We start from the raw sequence: 12,381 nt of genomic DNA, 5'->3' as shown, positions 1-12,381 counted from the left end.
AGATATGGCATTTCAAATTATTTTAAATGTTGTACTTGCCTTCGTTTGGATGTTCCTTTCTTCAAATTACACAGCAACAGGCTTTATCGTTGGGTTCATTCTCGGTATTATATTGCTCATTATTATGCGTAGGTTTTTTACTACTCGTCTTTACGTCTACCGTATATGGGCAATGATTAAACTGACGTTACTCTTTTTAAAGGAGTTAGTGTTAGCGAATATACAAGTTCTTCAAGTAGTCTTAAAGCCTAAGTTGGATATGCAGCCTGCATTCTTTGCCTATCCGACTGTTTTAACAGAGGAATGGGAGATTACTTTATTATCAAGTCTTATTACGTTAACACCTGGTACAATAGTAGTGCACGTATCAGATGATGCAAAAACTTTGTATGTACATGCTATCGATATTAGTGATGTCGATGAAGCGATTACAGCAATTCGCGATTCATTTGAGAAAGCGATTTTGGAGGTGAGTAAATCATGACAACGTTTATTATTGCTTCGATTGTAGTGATTTGCTTATCAATGATTGCAGTCATTTATCGAATGGTTAAAGGACCTTCTGCATCCGATCGTGTAGTAGCATTGGATTCATTAGGTGTATCAGTAATCTCGCTAATTGGACTGTTTTCAGTACTGGTTGAAACAAGCTTCTTCCTGGAGATTATATTATTGTTAGCGATTTTATCGTTTATCGGTACTGTTGCTTTCTCTAAATTCATAGAGAAAGGAGATATCATTAAACGTGACAATTCTCGCTAATAGTTTAGTTATCTTTTTCATTTCTGTAGGGGTGCTATTTATAGTCGTTACAGCCATTGGTCTTGTCCGCTTGCCTGATTTGTACACACGTGCACACGCTGCTTCAAAAAGTGCAACGCTCGGTGTCATGTGCGTACTCATTGGCGTATTCTTTCACTTTTGGCTGATTGAAGATCACTTTAATCCCCGCATTTTGCTCGGTATACTGTTCCTGTTTATCACAGGGCCTGTCGGAGGGCATATTATGGCTCGCTCCTCATACATCGCTGGCGTAAAACCTTGGAAAGGCACAGTACACGACGAGCTAGGACCTGAAATTGACCGGATGAAAAAAGAACAAGGCATTAAATAACTTTTCAAAAATAGTTGGCCAATGAATAAACTTCATTGGCCTCCTTTTTTTAATTATTTGATAGCATAAAAAATTCCTTCTCTAAACCAATGCCTTCCCAAAAGTTTAGTGCTAAGTCATTTTCTAAATCTACATAGACATTTACTACAGTAGTATCATGTTCGTCATTAAACCAATTCACTAAATCATCTACTAGACGTTTAGCAACCTTCTGTCTTCTATATACTGGTACTATATAAACCTCGTCTATTTGACCATAGTTCATATCGTAAATAAAATCCTTTTTGATCGATGCCAATCCAAAACCAATCATTTCATTATTTTCATTCGTTGCTATATAAATGGCCCCATATTTTGAATGAATATATTGTTCCAGCTGTTCTTGAATTCCCTTCCTTTCACCCTCCCCTAATTCACAATCTGCCGTTTCTATGGCATTTTCATTCCATAGTTCCAATATTTCATTTAATAATTTCTGGTTTACAACATCCTCAGTTAATAGTTGAATATGTATGCTCATTTCTTTCATCTCCTATAACGTTTGATGATTTAATCATCTCACAATATATGGAATAAATCTATAATAAACAGGTAAATATACCCATTAATTATACTTCGGCATAATTGTTGCTGTCGCTTCGCTTTCGGTACAAAAAACATTCGCTGAAAGAAGTTAAAAAAATCTGCTCATCATAAGTAAGCAGATTCTTTAAGAAAACAGATTTAGTATATATATCCTTTTAAAGTTAAAATGTCTGTGAGCTGTTTTACGCATTCTTCAATAGAATGACGTTCTGTGTCTAAAATAATTTCTGGGTTTTCCGGTTCTTCATAGGGTGCACTAATCCCAGTAAAGTTAGGAATTTCAGCATTACGTGCTTTTTTATAAAGACCTTTTGGATCACGCTTTTCACACGTTTCAACAGAACACTTCACATAGACCTCTATAAATTCCCCAGCTTCCACAAGCTCACGGACAACTTGACGATCTTCTCGGTAAGGTGAAATAAAGGCCGTTAGAACAATTTGTCCATTTTCCACAAAAAGCTTAGAAACCTCTCCAATACGTCGTATATTTTCCTTACGGCTTGTTTCGTCGAATCCTAAATCCTTATTTAAGCCATGGCGAATATTATCCCCATCTAAGACAAATGCTTGATTGCCACGTTCAAAAAGTCGACGTGCGAAGGCATTCGCCACAGAAGATTTTCCTGATGCTGATAAACCGGTGAACCATAAAATAAAGCTTTGATGCTTGTATTGTGTACGACGCTCCTCTTTCGTAATGGACGCTTCGTGCCAAACGATGTTTGAATTCACTTTAAAACCTCCTTACGCATTCCTTTAATTAGCACATCCACAACCTCTTTACGACTAAATGTACTTGGAGGCACTTCGCCATTACGTAACATTTCACGAACCTTAGTACCCGATAAAATAACATGCGCTGAGCTATCATGTGCACAAGTTTTCGTCGTTGCCATACCCTCACATATGTTGCAATAGAAGCTATGCTCAAATTTTAATGGAACAATTCCTAATTCATCTTCCGTAAATTGTTCAAAGATTTTTTGTGCGTCGTATGTGCCATAGTAATCACCAACACCTGCATGGTCACGCCCAACTATAAAATGTGTACAGCCATAATTTTTTCGTACAAGTGCATGGAAAATAGCTTCCTTTGGTCCTGCATAACGCATTGCAGCTGGAAACACACCTAATTGCACGCGATTTTCAGGATAATAATTTTGTAATAAAACTTCGTAACTTTCCATGCGAATTGCCGCTGAAACATCGTCTGACTTCGTTTCCCCAACTAGCGGATTTAAAAATAATCCATCAATTGTTTCAAGTGCAGCCTTTTGAATATATTCATGTGCTCGATGCACAGGATTTCGTGTTTGGAAGCCAACAATTGTTTTCCAACCCTTTTCAGCGAAAAGTTGGCGTGTTTCAAGTGGATCGAATGAATAGGCAGGGAACTTTTGCTCTAGTCGTTTTACTAATGTAATTTTTCCGCCCACATAAATACTTGGACGTTCATGCAACTTTTTAACACCTGGATGCTGTAAATCCTCCGTGCCGTATATTAACAATGCCTCTTTCCGTTTATTTGGTTCATAAATATCGGCAACTTCAATAACACCATAAACAGCATCACCGTATACTAGTTTTACCTCATCGCCCGGCTGTAATGTTGCCGCTACATCCTTTGCTACAGGTAATGTAATCGGAATACTCCATACCACGCCTGAAGCTAAACGTGTGTGTTCAACAACGGATTCATAATCTTCCTGCGTTAAAAAACCTTCAATTGGACTGTAACCACCGATAGCAATTAACTCTAAATCACTCAGTGAAATGGCATCTAGCTCAATAACTTTATTTATATGCGTTACATCCTTCTCTGGATTAAAGGCTTGCACTAATAGTCCACCATGTGGTTGTAAACTCATCAAAATCTCCTCCTAATTTTATTGAAATACTTAGTTTTATAATTAAGCTTATTTACGCACTTTATTGATTTTTCATCATAAGCAATTTGAGGCTTCTGCGATTGATCTCCTTCCATACAGAGATGATCGGCTTCAACTCTAATTTGATCGGAGTCACCTCTGATTTGATCGGCTCCACTTCATTCCCTCAAAAGTAATCCAATATTTAAATTCCTTCACCCTCATCGTATATCGAACGCTCTTCTTCACGCATTGTTCGCATTAAGCTAATGACACCCAGTGTCCCAACAATAATACTGCCAATTAATACGATGGCATAGAAATCTTTCTCTAAAAATAGCTGTACTAAAAAATAGGAGATGGCTAAAGAAAGGATTGGCGAGACAATCCAAATACGGATTATTTTTTTCACAATATGCTTATGGAAAATCTGTTTCCCGTCTTTGGCCATCCCCGTTCCGATAATCGAAGAGGATGTTACTTGTGTTAATGGCACGGGAAGCCCAAAGATAGAGCTTATACCTACTAGGAGTGCACCTGTACTCGATATTAATATCCCTTCTGCCTTCTCAAAGCGCATAATTTTTTTACCGTTTGTCTCAAGCACTCGTTTTCCTAGTAGCATCGCGCCAAGTGCCACAAATGCACCACCAAGCAATATTCCAGTTGTTACACTCATCATTCCTGCACCAACAAGAGGTCCAACTGCATTTGCTACATTATTCATTCCTGCTGAAAATGCTTCGAAAAATCCTGCAAACACAAGGAGAATCGTTAAAATTGGACGATCTTTTAACAAGCCCTTGCCTCGTAATTTATAGAGCCACTTCCCAAAGACAAATGCAATAGCAAACGCTATGATTGGCACTATTACCCAAAAAGATACGATGACAAGTAATGATTTAATATATAGCACTTTATAGGCAATCCCAACACCTACAACTGCTCCTACTGTCACTTCACTCGTCGATAATGGGATGCCTAGGAGATTAGCGATAAATAGTGAGCTTGTCGCAGAAATCAAAATAATTATGACAATCTTTACTGTAATGTACTCCTTTGGCATTATACCGGAGCTAATTGTTTTTACTACTTCCCCACCTCCAAGAATTGCCCCTGCAAAAACACCCACTGAGCAAATGAGCAGTGCTTGCCAAGCTTTTTTGATGGCACCTGCTCCGTAAGCGACTCCCATTGAGGCTGCTGCTCCACTAGCACCAATATTCATCGCAAAAAATAAACTAATCGCTATTGCTACATATTCAAGCATGGCAAAACTCCTTTACTCATGTAATCCACACTCAGTTTTACCAGATCCCTGCCATCTGCCTGAACGTAAATCATCCATTGTAAATGCTGGTTTTGTACAATGCTCACATCCAATGCTTGGATAGCCTTTATCATGCAAAGGATTGTACGGCAAATCATGCTTTGAAACATACCGCCAGACATCCTTCCATGTCCAATGAATGAGTGGACAAATTTTAATCGATTTAAATTTATCGTCAAGATTGATAAAGTTCATATTTTGTCGGGTTGGTGATTGTTCACGACGCAAGCCTGAAATCCAAGCCTTTGCTCCCGCTAACGCTTCATGTAACGGCACAATCTTGCGAATTTCGCAGCATTTATTCGGATTAGACTTCCATAATTCATTACCAAATTCAGTTGCTTGTTGTTCGAGTGTAAGTGCCGGTTTTTGCATAATAATGTTAAGCTGCGGATATTTTTCTTTTACTTTATCAATTGTTTCATATGTTTCCTTAAAATGAACATCTGTATCTAAAAAGATAATCGTAGCATTAGGCTTTACCTTTGAAATAAGGTCAATCAAGACAATTCCCTCAATTCCAAAACTACATGCATAGACGATATCCTCACCATATTCAGCATAACTCCACTGTAAAACCTCTAGAGCAGCCTTATAAGTTTCGTCCACCTGAAAATTTAATGTTGGCTCATGCCAAGTTGCATATGTTAGCATATAATCCTCCTCATAACGAAAAAGAGGCGTTCTAACGAAAGACATATATAGACATGTCTTTGTTAAAACGCCTCTAGTTTTACTAGCCAGCTTATTATTTAACTTCTTTCAGCTACAGAAATTCCCCACCTCTATAGGTGGTGAGATGAATGCAGTTTTAAGTCACTTATCAGCGAGTGTCCAACTGTAATAGAGGAACTCAGTCTAAGAACGCCACGTCCTGTGGCAACGACTGAGTGACCAACATCTTGTTGGCCCAAAGCCTCCGGCGGATGTCACGGAATCGGAAAGGAGTTCTAGAGGATGTTAGCCTAAAATCATCGCATCCATGCGATAACGGCTAACTGACCTGCATCGGTGCTGTGTTGCTGTCGCTTCGCTTTCGCACAGACAAAGAGACGTTGCTGTCGCTGCGTTAACACTACGCTTTCGCGCAGAAAACATCTGCAGGTCTAAGCACAAAACCGATCCCGGACGCATTGTTTATCTGCGCGAAAGCGAAGCGACAGCGGCAATTATGCCGAGGCATAATTGATTAATTGTTCACTAGTATGGCCTACCTCGTTCTACAATCATTTTTCTTATTACCCAATATATACTAAAGTACACCTAGTAGTCAACTAGGTTTTCGAAAATTCATTTCATTAAATCCAACTTTCTTCAACATGATTAAAAGCAATATTTTTTTAATTCCTTGTTGACTAATAGGAAATATATGTTTAATGTATAACTAAGCTTTGAGCTAAACAATATAAAATGCTGATCAGAGGATCTGAAGGCCATCTACTTATGACGATTATAAATCGTACTGGTAGGTGGCTTTTTGTATTCCCTAGACAAAAAAAGGAGTGATTTTTATGAAAAAAAGGAAACAGCTTTTCCAATCGTTAGCACTTATATCTGCATTAACACTGACGTTAACAGGTTGTGGTAGCAATTCTACTGAAATAGATACAGGTGCTCAGGATACCAAAAAACCTGTAGAACTATTAAATGTATCTTATGATCCAACACGTGAGCTTTACGAGGAATTCAACAAAGATTTTATAAAAAAGTGGAAGGATGAAACAGGGCAAGATGTAACTATAAAACAATCACATGGTGGCTCTGGTAAACAAGGTCGAGCTGTAATTGATGGTCTAGAGGCAGATGTTGTGACACTAGCACTAGCTTACGATATTGATGAAATTGCTCAAGCTCGCGGCCTATTAAATAAGGATTGGCAAACAAAATTTGAAAACAACTCTACACCTTATACTTCGACTATTGTCTTTTTAGTACGCAAAGGCAATCCAAATGGTATTAAAGACTGGAATGATTTAATTAAAGACAATGTATCTGTCATCACACCAAATCCTAAAACATCTGGTGGTGCACGTTGGAATTATTTAGCCGCTTGGGCTTATGCAGGGAAATTATATAAAAACGATGAGGCAAAAATAAAAGAATTTATGAAGGCTCTATATAACAATGTAGAAGTGCTGGATTCTGGTGCGCGCGGTGCTACCACAACATTTGTTGAACGTAAAATCGGTGACGTCTTAATTGCATGGGAGAATGAAGCCTATTTATCGCTCCATGAATTTGGTGATGAATTTGATATCATTACACCTTCTTTAAGTATTTTAGCTGAGCCACCCGTGGCAATTGTTGACAAAATCGTTGATAAAAAAGGTACACGCGAAGTTGCAGAGGCATATTTAAAGCATTTATACAGTGACAGTGGTCAAGAAATTGCTGCAAAAAATTACTATCGACCACGAAATGAAAAAATTCTAGCGAAATATCAAGAGCAATTCCCAAAACTTGAACTCGTTTCAATCGATGAATTCGGTGGTTGGACAGAAGCACAAGCGAAGCATTTTAAAGATGGTGGTACATTTGATGAAATTTATGTACCTCAATAAGGAGGCATGTCATGAGTAGTTTAACGGTTAATAAAAAAACACGCCGCATTATTCCAGGTTTTCACCTCACTCTTGGCTTTACGATGTTATATGTTAGCTTACTAGTCTTATTGCCACTATCGATGATTATTATTCATACAATGTCCTTAAGCTGGGCAGAGTTTATTGATATTGTGACCGCCCCTCGTTCTGTTGCTTCCTATAAGGTAAGTTTCGGTACTGCACTCGTTGCTGGTTTACTAAATGTTATTTTTGGCACAATCATTGCTTGGGTACTTGTACGATACCGCTTTCCGTTTAAACGAATCATTGATGGACTTGTCGATTTACCATTTGCCTTACCTACCGCTGTAGCAGGCATTGCCTTAACATCACTCTATGCACCAAATGGTTGGATTGGTCAATTTTTTAGTTTCAAAATTGTCTTTACACCCCTAGGTATCATTATTGCTCTAACATTTATCGGTCTACCGTTTGTCGTCCGTACTGTGCAGCCTGTTTTACAAAATATTAGTGTTGAGATTGAGGAAGCCTCTGCAAGCCTTGGAGCAACTCGTTTACAAACTTTCAGTAAAGTGATATTGCCAGAACTTGCTCCAGCAATTTTAACAGGGTTTTCATTAGCATTTGCACGTGCACTGGGGGAATATGGTTCTGTTGTTTTTATCGCCGGTAATATGCCGATGAAGACTGAAATTACACCATTAATTATTATGACTAAGCTTGAACAATATGACTATGCTGGTGCAACCGCTATTGCAGTAGTAATGCTTGTCACGTCCTTCATCTTATTATTTAGCATTAATTTCATACAATGGCTCACAAATCGTCGCTTTATACATTAGGAGGTATTTATGGAACAGTCTACATTTATACAGCAAGTTGCACCTCAGAAAAAGAATGCAGTGACAAAGTCTGTTGCCTTACAAGATCCACGCTTTGTCCGATATACGCTAACATTTATTGCATTAGCTTTTTTAGCGTTGTTTATTGTGCTTCCACTTGTATCAATTTTTTTCACCGCCTTTCAAAAAGGAGTAGACGTATACATTGCAGCTATCACACATCCTGATGCATTGGCAGCTATTAAGTTAACCTTAACAGTTGTAGCGATTGCAGTACCATTAAACGCGATCTTTGGGGTTATGGCTGCTTGGGCTTTAACAAAGTTCAACTTTAAAGGAAAAAACCTATTACTTACAATCGTCGATCTTCCTTTTGCAGTATCTCCTGTTATTGCCGGTTTAGTGTTTATTTTGTTATTTGGCTCACAAGGACTATTTGGGGATTGGCTATTTGAACATGACATTAAAATTGTTTTTGCGCTACCTGGTATTGTCCTTGCTACTGTCTTTGTTACGTTGCCCTTTGTTGCACGGGAGCTCATTCCTCTTATGCAGACACAAGGTATTTCGGAAGAGGAAGCGTCCATTTCACTTGGTGCCAGTGGTTTTAAAACATTTTGGCATGTGACATTGCCAAATATCAAATGGGGTTTACTGTACGGCCTTATACTATGTAATGCTCGGGCAATCGGGGAATTTGGTGCCGTTTCTGTTGTATCAGGGCATATTCGAGGAATGACAAATACGATGCCCCTTCATATTGAAATTTTATACAATGAGTACCATTTTGCGGCAGCCTTTGCCGTTGCTTCACTGATGAGCGTGATCGCCATTATTACACTTATCGTTAAAGATATTGTTGCTTGGAAATCAAAGTCATAGGAGGTATTGTCAACATGAGCATTCAAATAAATAATGTATCTAAAAAATTTGGTTCCTTTCAAGCTTTAGAAGATGTTTCACTTCATATTCAATCGGGGGAACTGGTTGCACTTCTCGGTCCATCTGGTTCTGGCAAAACTTCTTTACTACGCGTTATTGCTGGGCTTGAAACGTCAGATGTTGGCGAGATTTTATTTGACGGTCAATCGATGAAAGACCGCCATCCAAAGGAGCGAAATGTAGGCTTTGTATTCCAGCATTATGCGCTTTTTCGCCATATGACAGTTTTTGATAATGTCGCTTACGGTCTTAAAGTACGCCCCCGTAAAACAAGACCTTCTAAATTAGAAATAAAGGACAAAGTGATGGAGCTTTTACGACTCGTCAAACTAGAAAATTTTTATGACCGTTACCCAACTCAGCTTTCAGGTGGGCAACGTCAGCGTGTTGCACTTGCTAGAGCCCTCGCCGTGGAGCCCAAGGTGCTTTTATTAGATGAACCTTTTGGAGCACTGGATGCTAAAGTGCGCAAGGAATTGCGTCGTTGGCTACGAAAGCTTCACAATGATTTTCATATTACAAGCATTTTTGTCACACACGATCAGGAAGAGGCACTTGATGTTGCAGACCGAATTGTCGTGATGAATAACGGCAAGATAGAGCAAATTGGTAGCCCAGACGACGTATACACAAACCCAAAGAGTCCTTTTGTTTATGATTTTTTAGGTAACGTGAATATCTTTAAAGGACGGTTACATAAAGGTAAGCTCATGCATGGTGAATTAGCTATTGATGTACCTGACGTACAGGAACATACAGAGGATCATGCAGTAGGCTATGTACGTCCCCATGATATTCATATTGAGAGAACTAACGTACGTGGCACCGTCCCTGTCAAAGTAAGCCATATTCATTTGCTCGGACCTATCGTGCAGATCGAGCTACGTCGTGAAGATATAGATGAATTTTTAGAGGCAGAACTGACTAAAGAACAATTTACTAATCTGCAGCTTAAGGTTGGTGACCATGTATTTGTCAAACCAAAGCAATTAAAAGTCTTTATCCCCGAAGATTTTTCCATTTAAAAAAGCCGTGTAGCAAATTTCTGCTACACGGCTCTTAGGGTTGAAAAACAATATGATCAAGGAAATATTGCGAAATGTTGTTCTGCCGCTTTAAATGATGATGATTTTCGTTCTAGGCTACTAGTCACACAACAACATTGTTTTATCTGCGCGAAAGCGAAGCGTCAGCAACAAATGTTTTCTGTAGCGAAAGCAAAGCGACAGCTACAAAGCGCCCAGTCGGAACGGAAATCAACCCCTCATTTTGCCGAAGACCCGGACTTTATTTAATAGGACACAACAACACAAGCCCTGTAGCAGTGAAAATATGCTACAGGGCTATTATTTATTTATGATGAAAATCTCGTCCGTCGTGAACAGCTGTTACATAACCCGCACGAATAACAAAATCACCGAAATGTTCGCCATCTAAACGTTCCTTCGAATAGTGGAGTAGAATTGGACGAAGCTCCGCTAATATCTCCTCTTCACCTATATTTTCACGATAGATTTTATTGAGACGATTGCCAGTAAAGCTTGCTCCTAAATACATATTATATTTCCCTGGACCTTTACCGATAAAGCCAATCTCACCCATTGCTGCACGGGAGCAACCATTTGGACAGCCTGACATGCGAATAACGATTTCTGTATCATTTAAGTCTGCTTCATCAATAATTGTTTCAATTTTTGTAATAAGAGAAGGCAGGTAACGCTCCGCTTCAGCCATGGCTAAACCACATGTTGGCAACGATACGCAAGCAATCGAATTACGACGCAAAGCAGAATAGTTTGCTCCATCTGTAAGCTTATATTGCTCAATAATAGCAGCGATTTTTTTCTTCTTTTGCGGCGTTACATTACTAATCATTAAATTTTGGTTTGGTGTTAAGCGGAAATCACCCGTATGCACCTTCGCAATTTCACGTAGTCCTGTTAGTAACTCATAATTTTCAAAGTCCTTAATACGACCATTTTGAATAAATAATGTATAATGCCATTGGCCTTCTGCACCTTTAATCCAGCCAAACTCATCACCTGTACGATTAAAGGTAAATGGACGAGCCTCTTGAATATCCCAACCTAGACGACGTGTTAGTTCTTCGTTAAACCATTCAAGTCCTCTTGCATCAATTGTATATTTAAAACGTGCATTTTTACGAACCGAACGATTCCCATAATCACGCTGAATCGTAATAATTTTCTCCGCCGTTTCCAGCAATTTATCAGGTGTGATAAAGCCAATTATACGAGCAAGCTGTGGGTATGTTTCATGATCGCCATGTGTCATGCCCATTCCTCCGCCAACTGCTACGTTAAAGCCTATTAGCTTATCCTCCTCAACAATTGCAATAAGTCCTATATCTTGTGAGAATACGTCCACATCATTACTTGGCGGAACAGCAATACCAATTTTAAATTTTCGTGGTAAATATTGCGCACCGTATATAGGTTCAATTTCTTCATCCTGAGTATCAACTACCTTTTCACCATCTAGCCATAGTTCATGGTAAGCTCGTGTTCTAGGTAATAAATGCTCACTTAATTTGGCAGACCAATTATAGATTTCCTCATGTAATGCGGATTGGTTGGGATTCACATTACACATGACATTACGATTCACATCTCCGCAGGCAGCAAGTGAATCTAATAACACCTCATTAATTTCCTGCATATATTTTTTGACGTTCCATTTTAAAATGCCGTGTACTTGGAATGCCTGACGTGTCGTTAATTTTAAGGAGCCGTTACCATATTTTCTTGCCATTTCATCCATTACTAGCCACTGTGCTGGAGTAGCTGCTCCGCCTGGTGTACGTACACGCACCATAAATTGATAGGCAGGCTCAAGCTTTTGACGCTGACGTTCATTACGAAGATCGCGGTCGTCTTGTAAATAACTACCATGGAACTTCATTAGACGATTATCATCTTCTGGAATACCTGAGCTTAATGGATTGTTCATCGTCCGCTCTAATGTTCCGCGTAGATAATTACTGTCGGTTTTAATACGTTCTACATCACTAGGCTTCCCTGGTTGTGGAGGTAGAATAATTTTTCCTGTCATTTGTTATCGCTCCTTTAATCAATTATGCCTCGGCATAATTGCCGCTGTCGCTTCGCTTTCG

13 protein-coding genes are annotated in these 12,381 nt (G+C 39.0%); 7 read left to right on the top strand and 6 right to left on the bottom strand.

All coding sequences use genetic code 11. The features are described from left to right. The first annotated feature begins 4 nt into the window (after window positions 1-4). The 3 genes from ACFVT8_RS17040 to mnhG are packed head-to-tail and all read left to right on the top strand — an operon-like array spanning window position 5 to window position 1,114. A complete protein-coding gene (locus tag ACFVT8_RS17040) occupies window positions 5-484 on the top strand; it encodes a Na+/H+ antiporter subunit E (RefSeq protein ID WP_387083676.1) in 480 nt (159 codons plus the stop codon). Then, window positions 481-762 (top strand): Na(+)/H(+) antiporter subunit F1, encoded by a 282-nt coding sequence (locus ACFVT8_RS17035; protein WP_142510536.1) that lies wholly within the window; start codon window positions 481-483, stop codon window positions 760-762. The genes ACFVT8_RS17040 and ACFVT8_RS17035 overlap by 4 nt, the downstream gene beginning before the upstream one ends. Continuing rightward, the gene (mnhG, locus tag ACFVT8_RS17030) at window positions 746-1,114 is read left to right on the top strand and encodes a monovalent cation/H(+) antiporter subunit G (RefSeq protein ID WP_370078027.1); all 369 of its coding nucleotides are present in this window, start codon (window positions 746-748) and stop codon (window positions 1,112-1,114) included. Before ACFVT8_RS17035 ends, mnhG begins: the two co-directional genes overlap by 17 nt. 49 nt (window positions 1,115-1,163) lie before the next feature. Here the strand turns inward: mnhG and ACFVT8_RS17025 are convergent, their stop codons facing one another. The 5 genes from ACFVT8_RS17025 to ACFVT8_RS17005 all read right to left on the bottom strand — a co-directional run bounded on the left by ACFVT8_RS17025 (window position 1,164) and on the right by ACFVT8_RS17005 (window position 5,554). Next, the gene (locus tag ACFVT8_RS17025) at window positions 1,164-1,634 is read right to left on the bottom strand and encodes a GNAT family N-acetyltransferase (protein WP_387083675.1); all 471 of its coding nucleotides are present in this window, start codon (window positions 1,632-1,634) and stop codon (window positions 1,164-1,166) included. Between the two features lie 203 nt (window positions 1,635-1,837). Further along, window positions 1,838-2,434: an adenylyl-sulfate kinase gene (gene cysC, locus ACFVT8_RS17020; RefSeq protein WP_387083674.1), complete on the bottom strand. Its 597-nt coding sequence runs from the start codon at window positions 2,432-2,434 to the stop codon at window positions 1,838-1,840. Further along, a complete protein-coding gene (gene sat / locus ACFVT8_RS17015) occupies window positions 2,431-3,570 on the bottom strand; it encodes a sulfate adenylyltransferase (protein ID WP_387083673.1) in 1,140 nt (379 codons plus the stop codon). The genes cysC and sat overlap by 4 nt, the downstream gene beginning before the upstream one ends. A 205-nt stretch (window positions 3,571-3,775) precedes the next feature. Then, window positions 3,776-4,840, bottom strand: coding sequence for a sulfate permease (locus ACFVT8_RS17010; protein WP_387083672.1), 1,065 nt, complete (start codon window positions 4,838-4,840; stop codon window positions 3,776-3,778). A gap of 12 nt (window positions 4,841-4,852) precedes the next feature. After that, the gene (locus ACFVT8_RS17005; protein ID WP_387083671.1) at window positions 4,853-5,554 is read right to left on the bottom strand and encodes a phosphoadenylyl-sulfate reductase; all 702 of its coding nucleotides are present in this window, start codon (window positions 5,552-5,554) and stop codon (window positions 4,853-4,855) included. Window positions 5,555-6,411: 857 nt separating this feature from the next. Between ACFVT8_RS17005 and ACFVT8_RS17000 the strand changes: the two genes are divergently transcribed. From ACFVT8_RS17000 to ACFVT8_RS16985, 4 genes are read left to right on the top strand one after another with little or no spacing between them, the layout of a single operon-like run. Next, complete coding sequence (locus ACFVT8_RS17000; RefSeq protein ID WP_387083670.1) at window positions 6,412-7,461, top strand: sulfate ABC transporter substrate-binding protein; 1,050 nt, start codon at window positions 6,412-6,414, stop codon at window positions 7,459-7,461. An 11-nt stretch (window positions 7,462-7,472) separates the two neighbouring features. Then, window positions 7,473-8,306, top strand: coding sequence for a sulfate ABC transporter permease subunit CysT (gene cysT / locus ACFVT8_RS16995; protein ID WP_387083669.1), 834 nt, complete (start codon window positions 7,473-7,475; stop codon window positions 8,304-8,306). Between the two features lie 9 nt (window positions 8,307-8,315). After that, complete coding sequence (gene cysW, locus ACFVT8_RS16990) at window positions 8,316-9,188, top strand: sulfate ABC transporter permease subunit CysW (protein WP_387083668.1); 873 nt, start codon at window positions 8,316-8,318, stop codon at window positions 9,186-9,188. A gap of 14 nt (window positions 9,189-9,202) precedes the next feature. After that, on the top strand, window positions 9,203-10,273 hold the full coding sequence (locus ACFVT8_RS16985) for a sulfate/molybdate ABC transporter ATP-binding protein (protein WP_387083667.1): 1,071 nt from the start codon (window positions 9,203-9,205) through the stop codon (window positions 10,271-10,273). Between the two features lie 325 nt (window positions 10,274-10,598). Here the strand turns inward: ACFVT8_RS16985 and cysI are convergent, their stop codons facing one another. After that, the gene (gene cysI / locus ACFVT8_RS16980; protein WP_387083666.1) at window positions 10,599-12,320 is read right to left on the bottom strand and encodes an assimilatory sulfite reductase (NADPH) hemoprotein subunit; all 1,722 of its coding nucleotides are present in this window, start codon (window positions 12,318-12,320) and stop codon (window positions 10,599-10,601) included. Between the last annotated feature and the right edge of the window lie 61 nt (window positions 12,321-12,381).

The sequence above is a fragment of the Lysinibacillus sp. NPDC058147 genome (assembly GCF_042884205.1).
Taxonomy (GTDB): domain Bacteria; phylum Bacillota; class Bacilli; order Bacillales_A; family Planococcaceae; genus Lysinibacillus.
Note: the sequence above shows the minus strand (reverse complement) of the source record. Positions and strands in the feature narration are given on the sequence as shown.